The organism is Streptomyces sp. PU-14G, from assembly GCF_041028275.1.
In the GTDB taxonomy this organism is placed as follows: Bacteria; Actinomycetota; Actinomycetes; order Streptomycetales; family Streptomycetaceae; genus Streptomyces.
In genome coordinates this window covers 1-25,023 of sequence record NZ_JASKYT010000078.1, presented here as the reverse complement: position 1 = coordinate 25,023, position 25,023 = coordinate 1, and the positions used below count along the sequence as shown (strand labels likewise).

Sequence of the window (25,023 nt, the reverse complement as noted above, 5' to 3'; positions counted from 1 at the left end):
ACCTGTGACGGGCCCGGCCCGGCAGGGACGCCCTTCCCTGCCCGGGGAGCGTCGGAACGTGAGCGGCGGTGGTGGAGGAGTCATGGTCGCCGATCACCCAACCCGACGGAAGCGATCACGTCAAGTCAGCGAGTGGTCAAGCGAGTTCGGAAGCCGCACACTCATCGGCCGGGGGTGAGCGACATTGCTCGACTTCGTTCGGTACGGCCGATTTCCTTCCCCCCGCAGGCGAGTTGGGGCGGGCGACGCCGGCACCGGGACCTGTGACGGGCCCGGCCCGGCAGGGACGCCCTTCCCTGCCGAGCCGGGCCCGTCACAGGTAGCGCTTCAGCTCCCGCCGGGCCAGCGACCGCTGGTGCACCTCGTCGGGCCCGTCGGCCAGCCGCAGGGTGCGCGCCGCCGCCCACAGCTCGGCGAGGGGGAAGTCCTGCGAGACGCCACCCGCGCCGTGCAGCTGCACCGCGTCGTCGATGATGCCCACCACGGCCCGCGGGGTGGCGATCTTGATGGCCTGGATCTCGGTGTGGGCACCGCGGTTGCCGACCGTGTCCATCAGCCAGGCCGTCTTGAGCACCAGCAGCCGCAACTGCTCGACCTGCACCCGCGCGTCGGCGATCCACGCGTGCACCACGCCCTGGCGGGCCAGCGGCTTGCCGAACGCGGAACGCTCCACGGCGCGCCGGCACATCAGCTCGATCGCCCGCTCGGCCATGCCGATCAGCCGCATGCAGTGGTGGATGCGCCCCGGGCCCAGGCGGGCCTGCGCGATGGCGAAGCCGCCGCCCTCCTCACCGATCAGGTTGGCGGCCGGCACCCGCACGTCGTGGAAGACGACCTCCGCGTGACCGCCGTGGTAGTGGTCCTCGTAGCCGTAGACCGACATGGCGCGGCGCACCTCAACGCCCGGGGTGTCGCGCGGGACCAGCACCATGGACTGCTGGCGGCGCACGTCCTCGCCGTCCGGATCGGTCTTGCCCATGACGATGAAGACCTTGCAGTCCGGGTTCATGGCACCGGAGATGTACCACTTGCGGCCGGAGATGACGTAGTGTCCCTCGCCGTCCCGCCGGATGCGGGTGGCGATGTTGGTGGCGTCCGAGGAGGCCACCTCGGGTTCGGTCATGGCGAACGCGGAGCGGATCTCGCCCGCCAGCAGCGGCTCCAGCCACCGCTCGCGCTGCTCCTCGGAGCCGAACTGGGCCAGCAGCTCCATGTTGCCGGTGTCGGGCGCGGCGCAGTTGAGCGCGGTCGGTGCGAGCTGCGGGCTGCGTCCGGTGATCTCGGCCAGCGGCGCGTACTGGAGGTTGGTGAGGCCCGCGCCGTACTTCTCGGCCGACTCGCTGTGCTCGTCCACGAAGAAGAGGTTCCACAGGCCCAGCTTCCGCGCCGTGGCCTTGAGTTCCTCGACGACCGGCGGGGTCCGCCAGGGCGAGTCCAGGGCAGCGCGCTGCTCGCCTGCCACCTGCTCGGCCGGGAGCACGTGCTCGTCCATGAAGGCGAGCAGCCGCTCGCGCAGCTCCTCGGTCCGCGCGTCGTATGCGAAGTCCATGCGCAGCTCAGCCCTTCCGCAGTGTGGTGAGTCCGTTGTCGATGAAGACGGGGACGAGCTCCCCGATCCGGTCGAAGCCGGCGCCGACGGTCTGGCCGAGCGTGAAGCGGTAGTGGATGCCCTCCAGGATCACGGCGAGCTTGAAGTAGGCGAACGCCGTGTACCAGTTGACGCGGGTCACGTCCCGGCCCGACAGCCGGGCGTAGCGCTCGATCAGCTCGGCGGCCGAGGGGTGCCCGGGCGCCGTACTGGTCGTGCTGACGGGCGAGTCACCGGCGTCCTGGCGCTCGCTGTACATGGCCAGCAGGCCCAGGTCGGTCAGCGGGTCACCGAGGGTGGACATCTCCCAGTCGAGCACCGCGGCCACCCGGTCGTCGGCGTCGACCAGCACGTTGTCGAGGCGGAAGTCGCCGTGCACGACCGTGGGGGCGGGCGAGGCGGGCAGCGCGGCGCCGAGCGCGCCGTGCAGCTCGTCGATCCCGGCCAGCTCCCGGCTGCGGGACGCCTCCAGCTGCTTGCCCCACCTGCGCAGCTGCCGCTCCAGAAACCCCTCGGGGCGCCCGAAGTCGCCGAGCCCGACCGCTTCCGGGTCCACGGAGTGCAGGGCCACCAGCGTCTCGGGCAGGGCGAGGACGACCTCGCGGGTGCGCTCGGGGCCGAGCGGGGCGAGCTGCCCGGCCGTGCGGTACGGGGTGCCCTCGACGTGTTCCATGACGTAGAAGGGGGCCCCGAGCACGTCCGGGTCCTCGCACAGGAGCACCGTCCCCGGCACGGGCACGGGGGTGTCGCGCAGCGCGCTGATGACGCGGTGTTCGCGGGCCATGTCGTGCGCCGTGGCCAGCACGTGGCCGAGCGGGGGGCGGCGTACAACCCAGCGGCCGACACCGTCGGTGACCCGGTACGTCAGGTTCGAGCGACCGCCCTGGATCACCTCGGCGCTCAGCGGGCCCCGTACGAGGCCGGGCCGCTCGCGCTCCAGGTGCGCGGCCAGCCGCGCCAGATCGAGGCCGGGCGGGTTCTGTTCGCTCATCGTGCGCGCTCCTTCGGCATCGGTCGCGTCCGATCATGCCGACTAGTCGGTATGGCGTCCAGAGGGGGCGGCACGGATCGCCGGACGGCCGTCCGGTACATCCCCGGTGTCCGGAAAATCGCCCGAGGTGCCCGGCCGCACCGCGGGCGGGGGCGGTGCGGCGGGCGGCGTGTCAGCCGAGCGCCACCACGGCCAGGACCAGCACACCGACCGTGAGGACGACGATCAGGGCGAGCCCTGAGGGGTTGCGGTGGTTGAGGACGTAGCCGTTCCTGGAACGCTCGTCGCGGACGAACAGCGGCTCGTTGTCACCCATGGGCATGGCACGAAGGCTAGGGCGCCACCCGCCTGCCTGTCATCGGACTTCGGGCGGAAAGCGGCGTAACGCACACCGTTCCGCAAACGAACGGGACGGATGAGACAGAAGCGGCGAAGGAGACCGACGGGGTGGACGAGGTCGGCGGGAAACAGAACGGGAACGGAGGGGAGCCGAGCGGAAGAGGGCTCGCGCCTCAGCACACCCCGGCACGCTCCAGCACCGCCCGGGCCTCGGTCCGGGTCTCGTCCGGCGTGCCCGCAACGGAGACCGCCGCGCCCCGCTCGCCCTCCCCCAGCGGCTCCAGCGCCTCGAACTGGGAGCGCAGCAGACTCGGCGGCATGAAGTGCCCCTTCCGCCGGGCCACCCGCTCGGCGATCAACTCGAAGGAGCCTTCCATGTGGAGGAAGAAGAGCCGCGAGGACGCCTGCCGCAGCCGGTCGCGGTAGCGGTGCTTGAGCGCGGAGCACACCAGCACGGCCCCGCTCTCGCCGTGCCGGGCGAGCCAGTCGGCCATCGCGTCCAGCCACGGCGCACGGTCGGTGTCGTCCAGCGGGATACCGGCGGACATCTTCTCGATGTTGTGCCGGGGGTGGAAGGCGTCGGCGTCGGCGAACGGCACGCCGAGCGCGTCCGCCAGCCACTCCCCCACGGTGCTCTTGCCGGATCCTGACACGCCCATCACCACGACGAGCGGCTCGTGCGGGCTCTCTCCACGGTTCACAGCAACAGTCCTCCCACCACGACCAGCGCCAGCACACAGACCAGTGTCCCCATGACCTGGACGGCGCCCAGGGGGGCCGGGCGGGCAGCGGAAAGCACGCCGATCCTGCGGTGCGCCGTCAGCAGCAGGCCCAGCCAGGCGAGTACCCCGCAGGCCGCCGCCGCCACGGCAGGACCCGACCGGTGCTCGACGGCCACCCGGGCCGCCAGCGCGACGGAGACGGCGAACGTGAGCGTCGTTCGGCGCCAGGCGAACCAGGTGCGCTCGGGCTGTGCCCCGGGGTCGCGAGGGGCGGGCTCGTCGCGCTCGCGGGCGGGCACCCCGCCGGGCTCGGGCGTCATCGGCCGCCCAGCCCGAGCACGACGACGGCGATCACCAGCACCGCGGCGGCAGCGGTGGCCGCCGCCAGCACCACGGGGAAGCGGGAGGCGGGCAGGTCCTCACCCCGGCGCATGGCGCGCTCGCAGCGCACCCAGTGGTTCACGGCGCGGAAGGCGCACAGCACCGCGCCCGCCAGCAGCACGATCGCCACCGTCGTGCGCGCTCCCCAGCGCAGCCCCGTCAGGAACTGGTCCACCGCGATCCCGCCCGCGACCAGGGCCAGCGAGGTGCGGATCCAGGCGAGGAAGGTGCGCTCGTTGGCGAGCGAGAAGCGGTAGTCGGGCGTGGTGCCCTCTTCCCTGAGCCGCTGGGGGGCGAACCACAGCCTGACGGACGCCGTAATCCGGTCGAGCATGGCTCAACCGTACGCGGTGACCTGCGGCGTCCTCGCACGGGGACGCCTGCCCCGGCTCACGGCGCCGAGAGCCGGCGGTGGCACTCCAGCCCGTCGGGCACGACCAGACCGTCCCGCTCCCAGCCCTCCAGTCGCCGCTCCAGCTCCTCCTCCGCGAGGAAGTCCCACCACTCGACCTCCTCCGCCTGCGGCCGGACGGGCAGCGTGCACACGACCTCGTAGACCGTGAGGAACCAGGAGTACTCGGGCGTCTCGAAGAGGAACTTCGTCCGCCGCTCGGGCATCGGCAGCCCGCTGACGCCCAGTTCCTCCTCCGCCTCGCGCAGCGCAGCCGTGTCGTAGTCCTCGCCCGCGCCGACGACGCCGCCCACCACCACGTCGTACATCCCGGGAAAGATCAGTTTGGTGGGGGTGCGGCGGTGCACGAAGAGGCGGCCGTGCGCGTCGCGCACCCGGATGGCGGTACTGCGGTGCCGCAGCCGTTCGGCGTAGACGTCACCCCGCAGCCGCTGCCCGACGACCCGGTCCCGTTCGTCCACGATGTCCAGCAGCTCGTCCGCCGCCCGCCCCTGCTCCGTCATGCGCCCATCCAAGCACCGCGCCGGTACCGCACAGGACAGGAGGGGTGTGCGCACCCCGGCCCGGGGGTTACTCTCCGGTCACCAGTGCGGGACACGCGTCGACGAAGAGGTGGGAGCATGGCGTACGACGCCGATGTGATCGTGGTCGGGGCCGGGCTCGCGGGGCTCGCCGCGACCGCCGAACTCGCCGAGGCGGGACGCCGCGTCATCCTGCTCGACCAGGAACCCGAACAGGCGCTCGGCGGCCAGGCGCACTGGTCCTTCGGCGGCCTCTTCTTCGTCGACTCCCCCGAGCAGCGCAGGATGCGCGTCAAGGACAGCCGCGAGCTCGCCTGGCAGGACTGGCTCGGCACCGCGGGGTTCGACCGGTCCGAGGACCACTGGCCGCGCCGCTGGGCCGAGGCCTACGTCGACTTCGCCTCGGGCGAGAAGCGGGCCTGGCTCCGGTCCCAGGGTCTGAAGATCTTCCCCGTCGTCGGGTGGGCCGAGCGCGGCGGCTACGACGCGGGCGGGCACGGCAACTCGGTCCCCCGCTTCCACATCACCTGGGGCACGGGTCCCGGACTCGTGGAGCCGTTCGAGCGGCGGGTGCGGGCCGGCGTCGCGCGCGGCCTGGTCGAGCTGCGCTTCCGCCACCGGGTGACGGGCCTGGAGCGCACCGGCGGGGCGGTCGACACCGTGACCGGCGAGGTGCTGGTGCCCAGCGCCGCGCCGCGCGGCACCGCCAGCAGCCGCGAGGTCGCCGACACCTTCGCGCTCCGTGCCCAGGCCGTGATCGTCACCTCGGGCGGCATCGGCGGCAACCACGACCTGGTACGCGCCAACTGGCCCGAGCGGCTGGGTACGCCGCCCGCCAAGATGCTCTCGGGTGTGCCCGCGCACGTGGACGGCCTCATGCTCGGTGTCACCGAACAGGCGGGCGGACGGATCATCAACCGCGACCGGATGTGGCACTACACCGAGGGCATCGAGAACTGGAACCCCATCTGGTCCCGGCACGGCATCCGCATCCTGCCGGGCCCCTCCTCGCTGTGGCTGGACGCCACGGGCGAGAGGCTGCCCGTCCCCCTCTTCCCCGGCTTCGACACCCTCGGCACGCTCAACCACATCATGCGCACCGGCCACGGCTACACCTGGTTCGTGCTCAGCCAGAAGATCATCGAAAAGGAGTTCACCCTCTCCGGGTCCGAGCAGAACCCCGATCTGACCGGGCGGTCCGTGCGCAACGTCCTCGGGCGGGCGCGGCACGGCGCGCCAGGGCCCGTACGCGCGTTCATGGAACACGGTGCCGACTTCGTCATCGAGAGCGACGTGGCCGCGCTGGCACGGCGCATGAACGAGCTGACGGGCCAGGGGCTGATCGACGCCGACGCGCTGCGCCGTACGATCGCCGCCCGCGACCGCGAGATCCGCAACCCCTTCGCCAAGGACGCGCAGGTCACCGCCGTCCACGGCGCCCGCCGCTACCTCGGCGACCGCCTCATCCGCGTCGCGTCCCCGCACCGGCTGCTCGACCCCGCGGCCGGGCCGCTGATCGCCGTCCGGCTGAACATCCTCACCCGCAAGACGCTCGGCGGGCTGGAGACCGACCTGTCCTCGCGCGTCCTGACCGAGAGCGGCGACCCCCTCCCCGGCGTCTACGCCGCGGGGGAGGCCGCGGGCTTCGGCGGCGGCGGCGTCCACGGCTACCGCTCCCTGGAGGGCACCTTCCTCGGCGGCTGCCTCTTCTCGGGACGGACGGCCGGGAGGGCCGCGGCGCGGGCCGTGGGCTGACGGCGCGGCGCGGGCCGCCGGCCCCCGGCGCGGCGCCCGTGCGGCCCACGGCGCGGGCGCCGACGCGGTTCAGGGCGCGGCGCCGGTGCGGCGCCGGTGCGGCTCAGCCCGGCCGGCCCGGCAGGACCACGACGCGTCCCGTGGTGACGCCGTCGAAGACGCGCTGGACCGCGTCGGCGGCACCGTCCAGGGCGACGCGCTCGCTCACCAGCGGCTTGATCAGGCCGTCGGCCGCGAGAGCGGTCAGCTCCTCGTGGCAGCCGGCGACCGAGGCGGGATCCCGCTGCGCGTACAGGCCCCAGTGGAGGCCGAGGATGGAGTAGTTCTTGACCAGCGCGTGGTTGAGCCCGGGCGTGGGCACGGCGCCGCTCGCGAAGCCGACGACCACGATGCGGCCCTCGAAGGCGACGCACTTGGCGGAGGCGGCGTAGGCGTCGCCGCCCACCGGGTCGTAGACCACGTCGGCGCCCGCGCCGCCGGTGGCCTCCTTGACCGCGCGCACGACGTCGTCGCGGCGCCGGTCGATGACGACGTCGCAGCCCAGCTCGCGGGCCACCTCGGCCTTCGCCTCGCCGCCGACGACGCCCACCACCCGCGCCCCGGCGGCCTTGCCGAGCTGCACGGCGGCGCTGCCGACGCCCCCGGCGGCGGCGTGCACGAGCAGGGTCTCGCCCTTGAGGAGGCGGGCACGGCGGTGGAGACCGAACCATCCTGTCTGGTAGCCGATGTGCAAGGCGGCGGCCTCGGCGTCGTCCAGCGCCTCGGGCGCAGGCCTGGCGCTCTCCTCGCTGATGACGGCCAGCTCACCGAGGGCGCCGCAGGGCAGCACGGGCTGCCCGAGCACGCGTTCGCCCGCGCGGGGGCCGCCGACGATCTCGCCGCACAGCTCGACGCCGGGCGTGAACGGCAGCGGGGGACGGACCTGGTACTCGCCGCGGCACAGCAGAGCGTCCGGATAGTTGATGTTGGCGGCCCGCACCCGTACCAGCAGCCGGCCCTCGCCGGGATCCGGGTCGGGTATCTCCTCCAGCCGCATCACGTCGCGGGGTTCGCCGTTGGTGTGGACGCGCCAGGCTCGCACGGACTTTCCTCTCGTTGACGGGGCGGGCCGCAGGGTGCCCGCCGCTCAGGGACGCAGGGCCCGCAGCAGCAGGTCGGCGAGGTGGTCGGCCACCTCCTGGGGCGTCAGCCGCCCGCCGGGCCGGTACCAGCTGCTGAGGTGGTGTACGGATCCGAAGTGGTAGTCCACGACGAGGTCGGCGGGGGTGGCGTCGCTGAACACCCCGCTGCGCCGGCCCTCTTCGATCAGCGCGCGGAACCTCTCGTGGTAGCGCCGCCGCTCGGCGCGCACCTGCTTCTGCTTCTCGGGCGAGAGCTGGTGCATGGAGCGGAAGAAGATCATGGCGTCGTCGAGGTTGTCGATCGTGGTGACGACGACGTCGGCGGCGGCCTGCCGCAACCGGTCCTCGACGGGGGCCTGACGCCCGGCGAGCAGGTCGAGCCGTTCCTGCTGGAGCCGCAGCAGGCGGCTGTAGATCTCGTGGAGGAGGTCGTCCTTGGAACCGAAGTAGTGGTAGAGGGCGCCCTTGGTGACGCCCGCCGCCTCCACGATCTCCTGCACGGAGGTGCGGTCGTAGCCCTGCTGGGCGAACAGGCGGGTGGCGGCCTCCATCAGGCGCTGCGGCACGGGCGCCGGGGTGCCGCCCGAGCCGTCCGCGCTCACCGACGCCGCCGCACCGTCCCGACCTGCCGAACCGGCCCTGGTCGCCATGGCCGTCACCTGCCTCTCCTTCGTCGTGCGCCGAGCGGGGCCGCCCTGTGCTGCCGCGGTCGCACGCTCACGCGTCCCCTGGACGGGAGCGCAGCTCCCGCCGCAGGATCTTCCCACTGGTGGTCTTGGGAAGCTCGGCCAGGATCTCCACCTCGCGGGGGTACTTGTAGGCGGCCAGCCGCTCCTTGCAGTAGGCGCTCAGCTCCCCGGGCGCGGCCTCGGTGCCGTCGCGGAGGCTGACGTACGCCTTGACGGTCTCGCCGCGGTAGGCGTGCGGGACGCCGACGACGGCGGCCTCGCGGACGGCGGGGTGCGCGTACAGGACGTCTTCGACCTCACGGGGCCAGACCTTGAACCCGGAGGCGTTGATCATGTCCTTCTTGCGGTCGACGACGTACAGCCAGCCGTCCTCGTCCATGAACCCGATGTCGCCGGTGCGGAGTTCGCCGTCGGGCATGCCCGCGGCGCTCTCCTCGGGCCGCCGCCAGTAGCCCGGGACGACCTGCGGGCCGCGCACGGCGATCTCGCCCTGCTGTCCGAGGGGAACCGGCGCGCCGCCCTCGTCCAGGATGCGCACGAGGGTGTCGGGGCCCGGCACACCCACCGCGAGGGTGCCGGAGGCGGGGTCGATCGGTGCCTCCTTGCCCGGCGGAACCGAGGCGCAGGGGGCCGTGCACTCGGTCAGCCCGTAGCCGTTGCCGATGTAGGGGCCGAACGCGGCGCGGAACTTCTCCACCAGGGCGGGCGGCAGGGGAGCCCCGCCGGAGGAGATGTGCCGGAAGGAGGCGAAGTGTTCGCGGGTCACGTCCGGGTGCGCGGCCAGCGCCATGAACGCGGTGGAGGGGCCGACGGTGAAGGCGGGCCGGTGTTCCAGGAAGGCGTCGAGGACGACGCCCGCGTCGAACCGGTAGGCGAGCACGAGCGTGCCCTTGTTGGCGAGGCAGCCCGACAGTTGGGCGACCATGCCGGTGATGTGGAACAGGGGCGCCAGCGCGAAGACGGTGGAGCCCTCGGGCAGGCCGGAGCCGACCCGCTGCCGCTCGGCGTTGAACGCGATGTTGGCGTGTGTGTTCATGGCGCCCTTGGGGGTGCCGCTGGTGCCGGAGGTGTAGCTGATGAGGGCGATGTCGGCGCCGGTCAGCTCCCGTGCAGCGGGCGCGGGCGCGCCGGAGCGCGCGGCTGCGAGCAGGTCGGTGGCGTCGTGCGCGGGCGCGCACCGCGCGAAGTCGAGCACGCGGGCGTCGTCGCGGGTCTGGAGGTCCCGTTCGCACGCGGTCAGGACGGTGTGCACGCCGGTGTCCGCGACGGTGGCGCGCAGGTGGCTGCCCCAGGCGCGGTCCGAGCACACCAGCGCGGAGACCTCCGCGTCGGCGAGCACGTGGGCGACCTCGCGCTCCTTGTACATCGGGTTGACGGGTACGACCGTGCCGCCCGCCTTCCAGGCGCCGAGCAGCGCGAGCACGTAGTGCGGGGTGTTCTGCAGCATCACGGCGACCCGGTCGCCGTGCCGCAGTCCGCGCCCGGCCAGGTGGGCGGCCACGGCGTCGGACAGCGCGTCGGTCTCGGCGTAGCTGAGCCGCCCGTCGAAGTAGGCGAGTGCGGTGCGTTCCGGTACCTCGCCGACCGCGGCGCGGAAGGCGTGCAGCAGCGTCTCGGGCGGGCTGACGGGGGCCCGCTGTGCGGCGCTGAGCTGGGCGAGCCAGGGCTTGTCCTCGTAGGTGAGGCCGGACGGTGTCATGCTCGCTCTCCCTCCGCGGCTTCCGGTTCGGCTTCCGGTTCCGCTTCCGCTTCCGGCTGGGCTTCCGGTGCGGCTGCTGTCGTCGCGCCGTCCCGTACGCGCGCCGCGCTGCGCTCGGTCTTCTGCTGTTCGCTGTGCTCGACCTTCTGCTGAAGGCGGTTCATTCGGCTCAGCCAGGTGTCCGTGTCACCGGCGCGCGCGGTGTAGTGGCCGCGCGTGGTGGGGTGCGGCAGGACGAGGAACCGGCCGTCGTCGAACGCCGTGAACAGCGCGTCGGCGACGGCCTCGGGGTCGATGGCGCCGGGACGGAGCACGATGTTCCCGGCCGTGCCGGTGGCCGTGAGCATGTCCGTGCGGACGCCCTCGGGGCAGATGGCGTGGACGTCCACCCCGCGGTGCCGGTAGGTGACCGAGAGCCACTCGGCGAACGCCAGTGCCGCGTGCTTGGTGACGCTGTAGGGGGCCGAGCCCACCATCGTCAGCAGTCCGGCCGCCGAGACGGTCGCAACGAACCGGCCCCGTCCGCGCTCCAGCCAGCCCGGCAGCAGTTCGCGGGCCGCCCGCACGTGTGCCATGACGTTGAGGTCCCAGGTGGCGTCCCACAGGGCGTCGGGCGACTCGGGACCGCCCTCGGTGCCCACTCCCGCGTTGGCGCAGAAGACGTCGACCGTTCCGCCGAGCGCTTCGCGTGCGCGCCCCGCGACGGTGGCGGCGTCGCCGGGGACCGCGATGCCGCCGATCTCCTCGGCGACGGCCGCGGCGGCGCCAGGGTCGAGGTCGTTCACGGCGACTCTGGCGCCCTCGGCGGCGAATCTGCGGGCGAGGGCCGCTCCGATACCGCCGCCCGCCCCGGTGACGACGACGGCACTGTCGCGCGAAGACTTCATCGGCTGCGCCTCTCAGTTGCGCGGGCTCGTTCTCCTCAGGCCCCGTCAGGGCCCGCGTGGCAGGTTGCGCCGGCCGCGTGCCCGCCCGGCAGACTAACCAGTCGGTATGTCGTTGCGGAAGGGGTGCTTCGCCAATCCGGGCGACGGTCCGACACAGGTTCGGGAACGGCAGCGGGCCAGGGCTCGTTCTCACGGATGTGCGCGGCGCGCGGCGGCGCGTGCGCGTGACGGGTGGAGAGCACGGAAGCGACTGCGTCCGGTGAGGCGGGAAACCGTCCCTTACAGGAATAGCGGCCCGTTTCCGGGGTAATCCGCCACGCCGAAGCAACTGCGCGCTGCCCGCGCGAAAAAAGCATCGCCGGAGACGGATCCGCGACGCGGGGTCGTACGTCACATCCTCGACGACACGGGTCCTCTCCGCCGGAGGTGGGATGATTGGCCGGTTTCAGAGCGCTCGCTCGACAAGTCCGCGACCCTGACAGAGACCCGTCGCAACGGCGGCAGGCCCTGCGCAAGTGCCTGGAGCGGTTCGCGCCGTACGGGCACCGCGCCACGTGGCAGCACCTGTGCGCCAACGCCGGGTTCCACCCCGACGACCGGGAGCCGGATCCGGCGCTGCTCGTCGCCGCGCTGGAGGAACTAGAAGAAGCCCGCGCGGTCTGGCTCAGTTACGAGTCCGAGGTCGCCGCCCGCCGCAAGCGGGAGAAGCGGGACGGGATCAGACAACCGACGGCGCTGGACGAGTGGCACCGCCTCACCTGGGGCGGCAGATCGCTGCTGCGGTGCGATCCGTCGCAGCCGCCGACGCCGCGCCTCGCCGACGTGCTGCGCCGTCTGATCTCCGTGATGGACGTGTGCGAGATCCCGCCGCAGCGCCGCGGTCTGCGCCTCGACCCCGGCGGTCCGCGTACGGAGATCCGTACGGAGGGCGCGAGCCGGCGCGAGCCCCGCAGGGCCCACCGCCAAAGCGCCGCCGCCCGGCTCGGCTTCAGTTCCCCGCTCCCCTCCCAGGGCTGAGGCCGCAGGTCCGAGGGCCGTGGGCGGGACGTCGGCGCGGTGCGCGGCGGCAGGACGGGGCTGGCGTACCGGCGGGGCAGGCTGGCATGCTGACCCACGAGTGCTGAGCAACCGCTTAGACGCACCCCGCTTGACGACGCAGCGCGCGTGGGAGGTTATTCGCATGGCGGAACCCCGGGTCTTCACCTCGGCCGACGAGTTGCGGGCAGCGGTCGGCGAGGAACTGGGCAGCAGCGACTGGCTCGAGGTCGACCAGAAGCGGATCGACCTGTTCGCCGACGCGACGGGCGACCACCAGTGGATTCACGTGGACCCGGAACGGGCCGCCGGCGGGCCGTTCGGCGGCACCATCGCGCACGGCTATCTGACCCTCTCCCTGCTGCCCGCCCTCGTGCCGCAGATCATGCGCGTCGAAGGCATGAAGATGGGCGTCAACTACGGCGTCAACAAGGTGCGTTTTCCCTCCCCTGTGCCCTCGGGGTCCCGCGTGCGGGCGCGCGCGACGCTGACGGACGTGAGCGAGGCGTCCGACGGCGGCGTCCAGGTGGCCGCGCAGGTGACGGTCGAGCGCGAGGGCGGCGGCAAACCGGTGTGCGTCGCGGAGAGCCTCAGCCGCTACTACTGGTGAGCGCCGGGCGTCCGGTACGGGTGACCGTCAGCCCCGGTGCCCCGCCATACGCAGCGCGAGGTCGGCGTAGAGCGCGCCGATCTCGTCCGGTGTCCGGCGGCCCCCGGGGCTGAACCAGCGCGCGACGTCGATGCACAGCGACATCACCGCCAGCGCCGTGCCGCGGATGTCCGCGATGTCGAACTCCCCTGTCGCCACGCCGTCTTCGAGTACCCCGCGCAGGATCTCCTCGCTGCGGCGGCGGAGCGCCACGATGTACGCGTAGTGCTCCTCGTCGAGCGCCGCGAGCTCGTACTGCACCACGCGCGCGGTGGTGTGGTGCTCGGCGTGCCAGCGCACGAAGGCCCGCACGGCGCGGGCGAGGCACGGGGCGCTGCCGCCCGCTCCCCCCGCGGCCCCGGTGTCCTCGACCGCTTCCGTCAGCACCGCCACGGAGCGCTCGTGGCCGACCCTGCTGATGTGGAAGAGCAGCTCTTCCTTGGTCTTGTAGTGGATGTAGAGCGCCGCTGGGCTCATGCCCGCGCGGCCGGCGATGTCGCGGGTCGTCGTGGCGTGGAACCCGCGTTCGGCGAAGGCCTGCACGGCGCCCAGCAGCAGCCTGCGGGCGGCGTCGGGAGTGACACCACCGAACGATTCATCGGTCTCGACCGTCGTCATCCGGCCAGCTTACCCCGCCAGTGAGCGACCGCTTAGCGCTCCCGCTGGCGAGGCTGCCGGACCCGGACGGCAGGGTGCGGTAAAGAGAGCCGCATGGCACATTTCCGCGCACATGTCCCCTCTCGTCCGAGACCGCGGCTGGTGGGCGCCGCGCTCACCGCCGCCGCGCTGTGCGGCCTGACCGCCTGCGAGGCCTCCGACTCGTCGCTGTACGCGGGTCCTGGCGAGGAGTCCTCGACGGCCTCGCCCACCTTCTCCCCCGAGAAGGGTCCCGGCACCTCTCCGTCCCCCTCGGCTCTCCCGCCCTCCGCGCGCCACGCGCTGACCGCCCTGAAGACGGCGCGCGAGGCCGTCCCCCACAGCACCCCGTACCACCTCGTACGCGACCACGAGGGCACCCCCGAGTGGGAGATCAAGCTGTCCACGGCGTCCGGCAGCGAGTGGGCGGTGGCGGTCGTGGACGACGGCAGCACGGTGACGGACAAGCACGAGGACACCCGCCCGGACGATGCCACCGGCAGGCTCTCGGACTTCGCCGTCTCCCTGCCCCAGGCGGTCAGGAAGACGGCCCACCGCCTGACCGGCCAGGAGCTGACCGAGGTCGCTACGGAGAAGAACACGGAGGGCACCGACCTGTGGGAGGTCAGCACGGCCACCGGCACGAGCGCCGAAGCGGAAGAGGTCCACACTCTGATCGACACCGAGACCGGAAAGGTCGTCCGCGAGAAGCGGGAGGGGTGAGCCGCCGCCTTCGACACCACCCGCCCGGGGCCGGCCCCCGCTCAGAACACCACCAGCGTGCGCCCGCCGCGCCCGGCCCGCATGGCGTCGAAGGCGGCGCCCACCTCTTCGAGACCGACCCGCTCGGTCACCAGCGCCCCGAGATCCAGCCGCCCCTCCCGCACATGCTCGGCCAGCACGGGGACATCACGCGCCGGGTCGGAGTCGCCGTAGACGCAGCCGCGCAGCTCGCGCGCGAAGTGGAAGATCTCCAGAGCCGAGAAGGAGACCCGCTCGTCCTTCCCTCCGATGCCCACGACGGTGGTGCGTCCGCCCCGGCGGGTGGAGTCCCAGGCCGCGCGGATCGTCTCGGCGCGGCCCACGCACTCCAGTGCGACGTCCACACCGTGACCGCCCTCGGTCAGCGCGCGCACCGCCTTGGCGCTCTTGTCCGTGGCGGGCACGAAGTCCGTCGCCCCGGCGGCCCGCGCCAGTCCCTCCTTCTCACGGGAAACGTCCACCGCCACGACCCGCTCGGCGCCCGCCAGCCGCGCCGCCTGGAGGGTGGCGAGCCCGACGCCGCCCACGCCGTACACCGCGACCGACTCCCCGGGGCGCACCCGCGCGCTGTGCAGGACCGCGCCGTACCCGGTGAGCATCGCGCAGCCCAGCAGCGCCGCGTCCTGGAGCGGCACGCCGTCGGGCAGCGGGAGGACGGCCCGGTGCGGGACGACGGTCTCCTCGGCGAAAGCGGCGACGGACAGCCCCGGGTAGAGCGCGTCGCCGCCCGCCGTACGCGCATAAGGCGCGGTGGTGGCCTCGTTGGCCCGCACGCACAGCCACGGCTCGCCCAGGCGCGCGCAGAAGTGGCACGCGCCGCAGTTGGGCGCCCAGTTGAGGACCACACGCTCGCCCGGCGCGAGCCCGGCCACGCCCTCGCCCACGGCGACGACGGTGCCCGCGCCCTCGTGGCCGAGCACGGCGGGTACGGGCTGGCGCAGTGTGCCGCCCGCGAGGGACAGGTCGGAGTGGCAGACCCCGGCGGCGGCGAGCCGCACCCGCACCTGCCCGGGCCCTGGGTCGGGCAGGTCTATCGAGGTGATCTCCAGCGGGGCCGAGACGGCGGGCAGGACGGCGGCGCGGACCATGGTGGCTCCCAAGGGGGTGAGTGGGGCGGGACCGAGTCAGAACTGGAGGGACTTGGTCTGCAGGTACTCCTCCAGACCGTGCCGGCCCAGCTCCCGCCCGACGCCCGACTGCTTGTAGCCGCCGAACGGGGCCAGCGGGTTGAACCGGCCGCCGTTGATGTCCACCTGGCCCGTCTCCATACGGCGGGCGAAGGCGACGGCCTCGTCCTCGTCGTCGGACCACACGGCGCCTGCCAGCCCGTAGACGGTGCCGTTGGCGATGCGCAGCGCCTCCTCGGTGTCCTCGTACCTGAGGACGGACAGGACAGGGCCGAAGATCTCCTCCTGCGCGAGGGCCATCTCCTCGGTGACGTCCGCGAAGACGGTGGGCCGCACGTAGTGGCCGCGCTCGGCCCCCTCGGGCCGCTCCGCGCCGCCCGCCACGATCCGGGCGCCCTCCTCCTGGCCGCGCCTGATGTAGCCGGTGACGCGCTCGTACTGCTTGGCGTTGACGACGGGGCCCACCCGGGTGGCCTCGTCCAGCGGGTCCCCTGTGACGTAGGCGGCGACCGCGTCGGCGGCCAGCCGGACGGCCTCGTCGTAGCGCTCGGCGTCCACCAGCATCCGGGTCCAGGCGCTGCACGTCTGCCCCGAGTTGGACATCACGTTGGCGACGCCGACCTTGACGGCCTTGGCCAGGTCGGCGCCCGGCAGGATGACGTTGGCGGACTTGCCCCCGAGTTCGAGGGCGACCCGCTTGACGCCGCGCGCCGCCGCCGCGCCCACCTGGCGGCCGACGGCGGTGGAGCCGGTGAAGGAGAGCAGATCGATGCCCTCGTGCTCGGCCAGGGCCTGGCCCGCTTCCGGGCCGAGCCCCGTGACGAGGTTGAAGACGCCCGCGGGGACGCCCGCCTCGTGCACCGCCTCGGCGAACAGCTGGGCGACCAGCGGGGTGTCCTCGGCCGGTTTGAGCACCATGGTGCAGCCGGCGGCGAGGGCAGGGGCCGCCTTGGCGACGATCTGGTGCAGCGGGTAGTTCCACGGGGTGATGGCGCCGACCACACCGACCGGCTCGCGCAGCACCCGCGAGTTGCCGACCCGCTCCTCGAGAGGGTACTCGGCGGCGAGCTGCGCGTAGCTGCCGCAGACCGCGATCGGGGCCGCGGCGTGCACCTTCCGCGAGAGCGTGAGCGGCGAGCCGAGTTCGGCCGTGACGGTCTCGGCGATCTCGTCCCGCCGGGCGATCAGGATCTGCTGGAGCGCTTCGAGCCGCGCGGCACGCTCGGCCGGCGGCGTGGCCGACCAGCCCGGGAGCGCGGCGCGGGCCGCGCGCACGGCCGCGTCGACGTCCTCGGGCCCGCCCGCCGGCACGGTGGCCAGCAGCGAACCGTCGGCGGGGTTGGTGACCTCGATCGCGCCGGAGCCGGCCGCGGGCCGCCACGAGCCGTCGATGTACATGCCGTCGTGTGCCTTCATAAGCCAAACCTACTGTCGGGTCACCTCGGTGTCAGCAGGCCGTCGGCGTGCGGTGGGTCACCGGCGCGCGGCCCGGCACGACGGGGAGAGCGCAGGGCGTTGACGGGGCCACGCGGCATTCCTATGGTCTCCTACAGGATTCCTTCATGCGGCGGGAGTTGGCGATGGGCCAGGGCACGACCAGCACCACGGCAAGTCGGTCACGGGAGCGGGCACGCGAGGAGGCCGCCGCCCTCACCTACCTGTCGGGATTCGGCAACGAGCACAGCAGCGAGGCGAGGGCGGGCGCGCTGCCCACAGGACGCAACTCCCCCCAGCGCGCCCCGCTCGGTCTGTACGCGGAGCAGCTGAGCGGCACCGCCTTCACCGAGCCGCGCGCCCACAACCGCCGCTCGTGGCTCTACCGCATCCGCCCCTCCGCCGCCCACCCGCGTTTCGTCCGCACGGACAACGGCGGGCTGCGCGGCACCCCGTTCGACGAGACGGTCCCCGACCCCAACAGGCTGCGCTGGGGCCCGCTGCCCGACCCCCAGCCCGGCACCGACTTTTTGGCCGGGCTGTGGACGCTGGGCGGCAACGGCGACGCGCGGCAGCGCAGCGGCATGGCCGTCCACCTGTACGCCGCCAACGCCTCGATGACCGACCGGGTCTTCAGCGACGCCGACGGGGAGCTGCTGCTCGTCCCCGAGCGCGGCGGGCTGCTGCTGCGCACCGAGTTCGGCCTGCTGCACGCCGCCCCCGGGCACGTGGCGCTGATCCCGCGCGGCGTGCGCTTCCGCGTGGAGCTGCTGGAGGAGACCGCGCGCGGCTACGTGTGCGAGAACCACGGCCGCCCCTTCGTCCTGCCCGACCTGGGCCCGATCGGCGCCAACGGTCTCGCCAACCCCCGCGACTTCCAGGCGCCCACCGCCGCCTACGAGGAGCGGGAAGGCCCCGTCGAGGTCGTCACCAAGTTCTGCGGCAACCTGTGGCGCGCCGTCTACGACCACTCGCCGCTGGACGTGGTCGCCTGGCACGGCAACCACGTGCCGTACGTCTACGACCTGCACCGGTTCAACGTCCTGGGCAGCATCAGCTACGACCACCCCGACCCCTCCCTCTTCACGGTGCTCACCTCGCCGTCGGAGACCCCGGGGCTCGCGGGCGTGGACTTCGTCGTCTTCGCGCCCCGCTGGCTGGTGGGCGAGGACACATTCAGGCCGCCGTACTTCCACCGGAACGTGATGAGCGAGTACATGGGCCTGATCGAGGGCGCCTACGACGCGAAGGCCGAGGGTTTCGTGCCCGGCGGCGGGTCGCTGCACACCATGATGTCCGCGCACGGCCCCGACCGGGAGACCTTCGAGCGGGCCTCGGCGGCCGAGCTGGCGCCGCAGAAGATCGACGACGGGCTCGCCTTCATGTTCGAGACCCGCTGGCCCCTCTCCCTCACCCGCCAGGCAGCCGAGGCCGAACACCTCCAGACCGGTTACGACGCGGTGTGGCAGGGTCTGGAACGCCACTTCCCGGCCCCCTGACGGCTCTTGGCCAGCGCCCCTGCTGTGGCCGGGCCCGGCAGGGGGACAGCCGCCCACACCCGTTCGAGGCACACCCATGACGCCACTGTTCACCCCCGACCCCGTCGAGCTGAACCGGAAACTGCCCCTCTGGTACCAGGTCACGCAGTCGCTCCGCGCCTCCATACTGGGCCGCCCGCCCCAGGCGCCCGACCGGCTGCCGCCCGAGGACCAGCTGGCGGGCCACTACGGCGTCAGCGTGCTGACCATGCGCCAGGCCCTCAAGGAGCTGGAGACGGAGGGCCTGATCAGCAGGCACCGCAGGCGCGGCACCTTCATCGAACCCGACGCACGCCGCGCCCGTCCGGTGCGGCTGCTCGGCTCCGTCGACACCATCGTGGCCCAGCAGTCCGGTGAGCCCACCACCCTGCTCGGGCACGGGCCCGAACCCGTGCCGGTCGAGCTGGCCGAGCACTTCCCCGGACAGCGCGAGGCGATCGCCTACCGCAGGCTGCGCCGGGACAGGGAGAGCGACGAGCCCACCAACTGGGCCGTGAACCTCATCCGTGCCGACGTGGCCGAGCGTATCGACGTCGAGGACCTGCGCCGCGGCTGGCCGATGACCAAGGTGCTGCGGGACGGCGTCGGAGTCCGCATCAGCCAGATCACCGACACCGTCGAGGCCCGGCTGGCGGACCCGGAGACGGCACGGCTGCTCCGCGTACCGCTGCTGAGCCCGATTCTGCACTACACGGGGGTGACCTACGACGGGGAGGGGCGCGTGGTGGACGTCGTGCGGATCCACTACAGGGGAGACCGCTTCGCCTTCTCCGTCACGCTGGAGAACGTGGCGGACTGAGCCGGGACTTCAGCCGGGTCGGACCGGAAGCCGGGTCGGAGACCGGAAGCCAGGCAGGACCGGAGGCCGGGTCGCACGGGACAGGTCGCGCGGAACGGATCGCACGGAACGGGTCGCGCGGGGCGCCGAGGGGCCGGACGCGGGCCGGGTGGCGGTCGGCCCTCACGGGAGCAGCCGCCGGCGCTGTCCTCGACAAACAGCCCGGCGGCCGTCGTCAGCCGCGCCCGCCGAAGAGCGAGCGGCGCAGCTTGCGCAGCGGCGCGAAGAGCGAGACCCGCGCACTGCGGTTCCTCGCCCGGCTCCGCACGGCGTCGCGCTGCGTGATCTCCCGCATCAGCGTCGTCGCGTCCTCCGCCTCGACCTGTGGGACGGCGGGTCCAGCGAGCACGGAGAGGTGCCGGTCGAGACGCGAACTCGTCGCGCCAGTGCCGCATGTGATCGCGGGCACTCGCGCCCTGCTGCCGACTGTTATCTGTTCCATGTCACTCCCCACCCGTACGAGGGCACCCGGCCCGGGCAGAGTAACCCTATCTCCCGACTACGACATGCGTGCATCCCGGTCACAGCATTCACCTGCCCCACAAGGCGGTTGACGAACACGGTACGCCGTTTCCCGCTCGCGCGGACACCCCGCGAAACGGAGCAAACCCGGACACAGCACCGGAGTTCGGAAAGCGCCGGGCGCGTCCAGGGGGCTCACGGCGCGTTCCTGGCGCGCGGGTGGCGCGCCGCGAAACCCATATGCGGGGCGGGCCGCCATGCCGGATCATGGCCGTCATGAGTACCGACCGGAAGCAGACCGCGGCCCCGCCACCGACCGCCCCCGAAGCGGCGCTGGTCTCCCGGCTCCAGATCGACGACAGCGACTCGACCGGCGACATCATCGACGCCCTCTTCCTCGGCCGCTTCACCCTCGGGGAACAGCCGTTCTCGCGCAGCCACACCGTCGACCGCGTCAAGAAGGGGAGCACCCTGCTGCCGCCGGGCGCCCACGTGCTGCGTGAGGCCAAGGACGACAACTCCGGCTCGGTGCTCGCCGAGGGGGACGGCTGGACGGTCCGCGTCTCGCGCTGGCAGCGCGGCGCGGAGGTCACCGTCACCGCCGTCACCGACGAACTCGCCGAAGCGCGGCTGAAGCAGGCCGTCGAGGGCGCGGAGGACGAGCCCGAGCCCCAGGAGGACCAGGTCTCCATGGGCTTTTGGTACCACTCCCCCATGCGCGGCCCGCGCCGCACCTCGCGCACCATCAGCGCGGGGTCGTGGTCCGACGTACGGCAGAACTACACCGCGCGGGTCGCCACCGCCATGGACGACCTGATGAAGGTCACCCCCGAGGACATCTCGGGCCGCCTCCTGCTGCTGCACGGGCCGCCCGGCACCGGGAAGACCTCGGCGCTGCGGACGCTGGCACGCTCCTGGAGCGACTGGTGCCAGGTCGACTGCGTCCTCGACCCCGAGCACCTCTTCAACAACATCGGCTACCTGATGGACATCGCCATCGGCGCCGACGACTCCGACCCCGAGACCGGGCGCTGGCGGCTGCTCCTCCTGGAGGACTGCGACGAGTTGATCCGCGGAGAGGCCAAGTACGCCGCAGGGCAGGCACTCTCCCGGCTGCTCAACCTCACCGACGGGCTGCTCGGCCAGGGGCGCAACGTCCTGGTCGGCGTCACCACCAACGAGGACCTGGAGCGGCTGCACCCCGCCGTGGTCCGGCCGGGACGGTGCCTCGCCCGGATCGAGGTCGACTCCCTCAGCAGGGAGGAGGCCGTCGCCTGGCTCGGCACCGACGAGGGCATCGGCCGCGACGGCGCCACCCTCGCCGAGCTCTACGCCCTGAAAAAGGGCAAGCCCACCGCCCATGTCCCCGGCCAGGAGCGGGCGGGGGCGGGCCTGTATCTGTGACGGGGCGGAGCCCCACGCAGGAGCGGGAAGTGGGGCCCCCGGAGGAGGTCCGGTGGAAGGGTCCGGGGCCGACCAGGACAACCTTCCCCCCCTCCCGGCTGTCTGTCACCACACAACAGCTCGCGTCCGGGGGAGGACCTACCCATGCGCACCCGCACCCGCACACTCACCCGCGCGGCCACCGCCGCCGCCACCCTCGCCCTGCTGGCCACCACCACGGCGACCGCGACCGCCACAGCGGCAGACGCCCCGGGCTTCCTGGAGGCGGACGACCTGCCCCCGCACGCCTCGTCCCCGTGGTACGCGGGTGAGGTCACCGAGGGCCTTCCCGACCCGGAGCCCTTCTGCATGGAGGGGGCCGTCCCGGACAAGGGCGCGACCTACCACCGCTCCTTCGGCACCGACTACGACACCCACGCCGCCCAGATCGCCGTCACCACCGGCTCCTCGAAGGCGGCAACCGCGCTCGCCGGCAAGCTGGAGGCGCGCGCGGCGCACTGCGCCGCCGACTGGCTGCGGGAGAACCCGGGCGCTTCGGCGTCCTGGGACGACTACGGCACGGTCGACGCGGGCGAGGGCGCCCACGTCTACGGCGTGCACACCGCGCCGCCGGAGTCGGAGCACGGCGTCAACCTGTTCGCGATCGTCCACAAGGGGAAGAAGGTCACCGTCGTCCGCTGGGCCGAGATGGGCACCCTGGAGCACGCACCGGTGGCCGCCTTCCGCATGACGACCACCAAGGCGGCGGCCCGCCTGTGACCGCCGGGGCGGACGTGCGCGTCCGCCTGGTGCCTCCCGCGCTTCGCCAGGGGTGCCATGGCGGTGCCCCCTCAGGGGGTGCCGTAGGCGGCCCGTGCCGCGTCAGGGGGTGCCGTGGGCGGCCCGTGCCCCGTCAGGCAGTGCCGTAGGCGGCGCGCAGGGCCTCGTGTGCGGCGGCCAGCGCGCTGTCCTGGGTGCTGCCGAGGCGGCGGGCGCGCGCCGCGAAGGCCTGGGCGGCGTCGGCCAGTTCCCGTTCGGCGGCGCCGCCGGCGGCGGCCACGAAGGTGCCGTTGCGACCGCGTGTCTCGATGACACCGTCGGCCTCCAGCGCCCGGTACGCCTTGGCGACCGTGTTCGCCGCCAGGCCCAGTTCCTCGGCGAGCCCCCGCACGGTGGGCAGCTTGTAGCCGGTGGGCAGGTCACCGCCGCGGACCCGTTCGGCGATGCGTGCGCGCACCTGTTCGTAGGGCGCCTCGGGCGCCTCGGTGTCGACGGCCAGGTTCAGGGCGTTCGACGGTGTGTGCGGCACGAGACCTCCGGGGGCGAGCGGTCGTTCCCCGCGATTCTCCCTCACCGGGGAAAACGGGAGGCGCAACGCCCGCCCTCCGCCGTACCCTCCGCGCCATGACGCTGACAGTCCGCGCGCTGCGCGCGGGGGTGCCCGCGGACGCCGAGGCCTTCGCCCTGGCGCGCCGGGCGACCATCCCCTACCTCGTCTGCACGGCCGAGGCGCTGGCCTGGGAAGCGGCGCACGCACCGGCGAGCCAGCGGCTGCGCCGGCTGCTCGCCACCCGCCCTGACGGCACGGTCGCCGGCTGCGCCGACGTCGGTCTCCTGGCGGGAAGCGCGGTACCGGGGCAGGGGTTCCTGCACACGGCCGTGCCGCCCGAGGAAGCGGGGCGTGGTGCGGGAGCAGCGCTGGTGGCGGCGGGCGAGGCGTATCTGGCGGGGCTGGGGGTCCGGCGGGTGCACAGCTGGGTGGCCGACGAGGACGGTGCGCGGCGCTTCGCCGAACGGCTGGGCTACCGGCGCTCCCGGCAGGCCCGGTTCCTCGGGCTCGACCTGCGCCGCGCGCCGCTGCCCGAGCTGCCCGCGACACTGCCGGCGGGGGTCGCTCTCGCCTCGGTGGCCGACTTCGCCGACGATCTGCGGCCGCTGTACGAGGCGGACGTGGAGTGTGCGGCGGACGAGCCGGGGGACGTCGACCTCGCCGCGACACCGTACGAGGTGTGGCTCCGCCTCAACTGGGGGCGCCCTGACTGGCACGCCGGGCTGAGCGGCGTGGTGCTGGTGGACGGGTGCGTCGCGGCGTACAGCGTCGCGCAGACGGACGGCGTGGACCGCTACTGGTCGGGGATGACGGGCACCCGCCGCGCCTTTCGCGGGCGGGGGCTGGCCTCGCTGGCGAAGCTGGCGGCGCTGCGGCGGGCCCGCGCGGCCGGTTACGCCCACGCCTACACGGGCAACGACGCGACGAACGCCCCGATGCTGGCCGTCAACCGGCGTCTCGGCTACCGCGTGGTGGCCTCGGAGTGGCGGTACCTCAAGGCGCTGTGAGGCGCCGTCCCGCCCGGCAGGGGCGTCACAGGGCCGAGCGGTCCCCGGTGTCGACCTGGCGGCTCGCGTGCGCGGCCTCCTGTGCGGCGTCCCGCACCTGGTCGGCGGTCAGGGCGTAGCCGGTGCTCGCGTCGGTGGTGGAGCGGGCGAAGACCACACCGTAGACCCGCCCGCCGGTCGTCAGCAGGGGTCCGCCGGAGTTGCCCGGCCGCACCTGGGAGCGCAGTGCGTAGATGTCACGGGTGGTCAGCGCGTCCCCGTAGATGTCCTGGCCCCGCGCGGGGGTACGGGCGGCCACGGCCGCGGCGCGCAGATCCAGGCCGCCGTTCTCCGGGTAGCCGGCGACCACGGCCTGGTCACCGCGGGTGGCGTCACCGGCGAAGCGCAGGGCGGGCGCGGTGAGGCCTGGCACGTCGAGGACGGCGATGTCCTTGTCCGGGTCGAAGAGGACGACCTTCGCCGCGTACGGGCGGGAGGTGCCGCCGACGCGGACGGTGGGCGCGTCGACCCCGGCGACGACGTGCGCGTTGGTCATCACGTGTTCGCGCGCGTAGACGAAGCCGCTGCCCTCCTGGCCCTGCCGGCCGCCGCCCACGTCGGCGACGCCCTCGACCTTGACGGTGCTGCGCTGGGCCGCGGCCGTCGCCGCCTTGGTGACCGAGTCGCCGGACGGCTGGGGCACCGAGGCGCCCGGTTCCTGCTCGAAGGGGTTGAAGACCGGCGGGAAGCCGGCCGTGGTGAGCGCTCCGGTCGCGCGGTTGAACCAGGTGGCCGCGGTGGAGGGCATCCGCTCGTGCACGCCCTCCAGCACAGCGGAGCCGCGTATGGCCTGGTTGAGCGCGGGCGAGGGTGAGGCGGCGAGCGCGCTGCCCGCCATCCAGCCGACGACGAGCACGGCGACCACGTTGACGACGGCACCGCCGGCGCCGTCCACCCAGCGCGCCGGAGTGCGGCTGAGCGCCTGGCGCAGCCGCCAGCCGAGCGGGGCGGCGAGGGCCTGCCCGGCCAGGGCGGGGGCCAGCACGGTCAGCAGGGCGAGCACCGTGGCGGTGGTCGTCCCCCGGTCGACGAGGTCGAGCGCGTACGGCAGGAGCCAGACGCCGACGACGGCGCCGCCGACGAAACCGGCCAGGGAGGCGACCCCGGCGACCAGCCCTCTGCGGAACCCCGACCCGGCGTAGGCGAGCGCGGCGACGATCAGGAGCAGGTCCAGCAGGTTCACGGCTCTGCCCCCTTCCTCCTTCTCGTTCCCCGGCACCGGAGCGCTGCGGACGCCCTCCGGACGCGGCGTTCTTTCAAGCTCGCGGCGTTTTCCGAGCTCGCGCCGTTCTCCAAGCTCGTTCTCCAAGCTCGTTCTCCCAAAAAAAACGCACAACTCCGACGTCCGGTTCCGTGTGTGACAGATCGCACGCGGACCGTTGTGCAGGTCCAGACCAATGGCTACGGTCATGGACAGCTCGAACGTCTGCGCATCTCTCACCACGGGGTCCGAACCGACGTAGGGAGTCGACCTCATGCCCACCCCCCACGGCACACTCAACGAGCCCTCACCCCCCCCCCCCCCCCCCCCCCCCCCCCCCCCCCCCCCCCCCCCCCCCCCCCCCCCCCCCCCCCCCCCCCCCCCCCCCCCCCCCCCCCCCCCCCCCCCCCCCCCCCCCCCCCCCCCCCCCGTTGTGCAGGTCCAGACCAATGGCTACGGTCATGGACAGCTCGAACG

Annotated in this window: 26 protein-coding genes; 9 read left to right on the top strand and 17 right to left on the bottom strand. The window is 73.4% G+C overall.

Annotation, left to right across the window (positions count from 1 at the left end; genetic code table 11):
- Window positions 1-313: 313 nt before the first annotated feature.
- The 7 genes from AB8Z75_RS12445 to AB8Z75_RS12415 all read right to left on the bottom strand — a co-directional run bounded on the left by AB8Z75_RS12445 (window position 314) and on the right by AB8Z75_RS12415 (window position 4,936).
- Window positions 314-1,549: an acyl-CoA dehydrogenase family protein gene (locus AB8Z75_RS12445; RefSeq protein ID WP_369201537.1), complete on the bottom strand. Its 1,236-nt coding sequence runs from the start codon at window positions 1,547-1,549 to the stop codon at window positions 314-316.
- 7 nt (window positions 1,550-1,556) lie between these two features.
- A complete protein-coding gene (locus AB8Z75_RS12440) occupies window positions 1,557-2,579 on the bottom strand; it encodes a phosphotransferase family protein (protein WP_369201536.1) in 1,023 nt (340 codons plus the stop codon).
- A gap of 172 nt (window positions 2,580-2,751) precedes the next feature.
- Window positions 2,752-2,901, bottom strand: coding sequence for a hypothetical protein (locus tag AB8Z75_RS12435; protein ID WP_369201535.1), 150 nt, complete (start codon window positions 2,899-2,901; stop codon window positions 2,752-2,754).
- A 190-nt stretch (window positions 2,902-3,091) separates the two neighbouring features.
- A complete protein-coding gene (locus AB8Z75_RS12430) occupies window positions 3,092-3,577 on the bottom strand; it encodes a gluconokinase (protein WP_369201541.1) in 486 nt (161 codons plus the stop codon).
- Window positions 3,578-3,615: 38 nt separating this feature from the next.
- On the bottom strand, window positions 3,616-3,960 hold the full coding sequence (locus AB8Z75_RS12425) for a DUF202 domain-containing protein (protein ID WP_369201534.1): 345 nt from the start codon (window positions 3,958-3,960) through the stop codon (window positions 3,616-3,618).
- On the bottom strand, window positions 3,957-4,355 hold the full coding sequence (locus AB8Z75_RS12420; RefSeq protein ID WP_369201533.1) for a YidH family protein: 399 nt from the start codon (window positions 4,353-4,355) through the stop codon (window positions 3,957-3,959). Before AB8Z75_RS12420 ends, AB8Z75_RS12425 begins: the two co-directional genes overlap by 4 nt.
- A 56-nt stretch (window positions 4,356-4,411) precedes the next feature.
- Window positions 4,412-4,936 (bottom strand): NUDIX domain-containing protein, encoded by a 525-nt coding sequence (locus AB8Z75_RS12415; protein WP_369201532.1) that lies wholly within the window; start codon window positions 4,934-4,936, stop codon window positions 4,412-4,414.
- A gap of 117 nt (window positions 4,937-5,053) precedes the next feature.
- On the opposite strand from AB8Z75_RS12415, the gene AB8Z75_RS12410 reads away from it, so the two are divergent.
- Window positions 5,054-6,709: an FAD-binding dehydrogenase gene (locus AB8Z75_RS12410; protein WP_369201531.1), complete on the top strand. Its 1,656-nt coding sequence runs from the start codon at window positions 5,054-5,056 to the stop codon at window positions 6,707-6,709.
- Window positions 6,710-6,812: 103 nt separating this feature from the next.
- Here AB8Z75_RS12410 and AB8Z75_RS12405 read toward each other — a convergent pair whose 3' ends face one another.
- From AB8Z75_RS12405 to AB8Z75_RS12390, 4 genes are all read right to left on the bottom strand, one after another.
- Complete coding sequence (locus tag AB8Z75_RS12405; RefSeq protein WP_369201530.1) at window positions 6,813-7,790, bottom strand: NADPH:quinone oxidoreductase family protein; 978 nt, start codon at window positions 7,788-7,790, stop codon at window positions 6,813-6,815.
- A 45-nt stretch (window positions 7,791-7,835) separates the two neighbouring features.
- The gene (locus AB8Z75_RS12400; RefSeq protein WP_369201540.1) at window positions 7,836-8,381 is read right to left on the bottom strand and encodes a TetR/AcrR family transcriptional regulator; all 546 of its coding nucleotides are present in this window, start codon (window positions 8,379-8,381) and stop codon (window positions 7,836-7,838) included.
- A 166-nt stretch (window positions 8,382-8,547) separates the two neighbouring features.
- A complete protein-coding gene (locus tag AB8Z75_RS12395) occupies window positions 8,548-10,218 on the bottom strand; it encodes an AMP-binding protein (protein WP_369201529.1) in 1,671 nt (556 codons plus the stop codon).
- Entirely contained in the window at window positions 10,215-11,105 is an 891-nt protein-coding gene (locus tag AB8Z75_RS12390; RefSeq protein WP_369201528.1) for an SDR family oxidoreductase, read from the bottom strand. The genes AB8Z75_RS12395 and AB8Z75_RS12390 overlap by 4 nt, the downstream gene beginning before the upstream one ends.
- 435 nt (window positions 11,106-11,540) lie before the next feature.
- Between AB8Z75_RS12390 and AB8Z75_RS12385 the strand changes: the two genes are divergently transcribed.
- Together AB8Z75_RS12385 and AB8Z75_RS12380 are read left to right on the top strand one after the other, a co-directional pair.
- Window positions 11,541-12,122, top strand: a complete 582-nt coding sequence (locus AB8Z75_RS12385; RefSeq protein WP_369201527.1) for a hypothetical protein — start codon at window positions 11,541-11,543, stop codon at window positions 12,120-12,122.
- 163 nt (window positions 12,123-12,285) lie between these two features.
- Window positions 12,286-12,750, top strand: coding sequence for a MaoC family dehydratase (locus AB8Z75_RS12380; RefSeq protein WP_369201526.1), 465 nt, complete (start codon window positions 12,286-12,288; stop codon window positions 12,748-12,750).
- 27 nt (window positions 12,751-12,777) lie between these two features.
- Here the strand turns inward: AB8Z75_RS12380 and AB8Z75_RS12375 are convergent, their stop codons facing one another.
- Entirely contained in the window at window positions 12,778-13,407 is a 630-nt protein-coding gene (locus AB8Z75_RS12375) for a TetR/AcrR family transcriptional regulator (protein ID WP_369201525.1), read from the bottom strand.
- Window positions 13,408-13,500: 93 nt separating this feature from the next.
- Here AB8Z75_RS12375 and AB8Z75_RS12370 point away from each other — a divergent pair, with 93 nt between their 5' ends.
- On the top strand, window positions 13,501-14,148 hold the full coding sequence (locus AB8Z75_RS12370) for a hypothetical protein (protein ID WP_369201524.1): 648 nt from the start codon (window positions 13,501-13,503) through the stop codon (window positions 14,146-14,148).
- A gap of 41 nt (window positions 14,149-14,189) precedes the next feature.
- On the opposite strand, the gene AB8Z75_RS12365 is transcribed toward AB8Z75_RS12370, so the two are convergent.
- A complete protein-coding gene (locus AB8Z75_RS12365; protein WP_369201539.1) occupies window positions 14,190-15,275 on the bottom strand; it encodes a zinc-binding dehydrogenase in 1,086 nt (361 codons plus the stop codon).
- Window positions 15,276-15,311: 36 nt separating this feature from the next.
- Window positions 15,312-16,730: an aldehyde dehydrogenase family protein gene (locus AB8Z75_RS12360; RefSeq protein ID WP_369201523.1), complete on the bottom strand. Its 1,419-nt coding sequence runs from the start codon at window positions 16,728-16,730 to the stop codon at window positions 15,312-15,314.
- A gap of 164 nt (window positions 16,731-16,894) precedes the next feature.
- Between AB8Z75_RS12360 and hmgA the strand changes: the two genes are divergently transcribed.
- Window positions 16,895-18,247: a homogentisate 1,2-dioxygenase gene (gene hmgA, locus AB8Z75_RS12355; protein ID WP_369201538.1), complete on the top strand. Its 1,353-nt coding sequence runs from the start codon at window positions 16,895-16,897 to the stop codon at window positions 18,245-18,247.
- Between the two features lie 76 nt (window positions 18,248-18,323).
- On the top strand, window positions 18,324-19,085 hold the full coding sequence (locus AB8Z75_RS12350; protein ID WP_369201522.1) for a GntR family transcriptional regulator: 762 nt from the start codon (window positions 18,324-18,326) through the stop codon (window positions 19,083-19,085).
- Between the two features lie 214 nt (window positions 19,086-19,299).
- Here the strand turns inward: AB8Z75_RS12350 and AB8Z75_RS12345 are convergent, their stop codons facing one another.
- Entirely contained in the window at window positions 19,300-19,566 is a 267-nt protein-coding gene (locus AB8Z75_RS12345) for a hypothetical protein (protein WP_114013541.1), read from the bottom strand.
- Between the two features lie 296 nt (window positions 19,567-19,862).
- Between AB8Z75_RS12345 and AB8Z75_RS12340 the strand changes: the two genes are divergently transcribed.
- Together AB8Z75_RS12340 and AB8Z75_RS12335 are read left to right on the top strand one after the other, a co-directional pair.
- The gene (locus tag AB8Z75_RS12340) at window positions 19,863-20,990 is read left to right on the top strand and encodes a DUF5925 domain-containing protein (RefSeq protein WP_369201521.1); all 1,128 of its coding nucleotides are present in this window, start codon (window positions 19,863-19,865) and stop codon (window positions 20,988-20,990) included.
- Window positions 20,991-21,134: 144 nt separating this feature from the next.
- Complete coding sequence (locus AB8Z75_RS12335) at window positions 21,135-21,749, top strand: hypothetical protein (protein ID WP_369201520.1); 615 nt, start codon at window positions 21,135-21,137, stop codon at window positions 21,747-21,749.
- A gap of 133 nt (window positions 21,750-21,882) precedes the next feature.
- Here the strand turns inward: AB8Z75_RS12335 and AB8Z75_RS12330 are convergent, their stop codons facing one another.
- A complete protein-coding gene (locus AB8Z75_RS12330; protein WP_369201519.1) occupies window positions 21,883-22,278 on the bottom strand; it encodes a GntR family transcriptional regulator in 396 nt (131 codons plus the stop codon).
- A 95-nt stretch (window positions 22,279-22,373) separates the two neighbouring features.
- Here AB8Z75_RS12330 and AB8Z75_RS12325 point away from each other — a divergent pair, with 95 nt between their 5' ends.
- On the top strand, window positions 22,374-23,306 hold the full coding sequence (locus tag AB8Z75_RS12325) for a GNAT family N-acetyltransferase (protein WP_369201518.1): 933 nt from the start codon (window positions 22,374-22,376) through the stop codon (window positions 23,304-23,306).
- Window positions 23,307-23,331: 25 nt separating this feature from the next.
- Here AB8Z75_RS12325 and AB8Z75_RS12320 read toward each other — a convergent pair whose 3' ends face one another.
- Complete coding sequence (locus tag AB8Z75_RS12320; RefSeq protein ID WP_369201517.1) at window positions 23,332-24,528, bottom strand: MarP family serine protease; 1,197 nt, start codon at window positions 24,526-24,528, stop codon at window positions 23,332-23,334.
- Window positions 24,529-25,023: the final 495 nt, after the last annotated feature.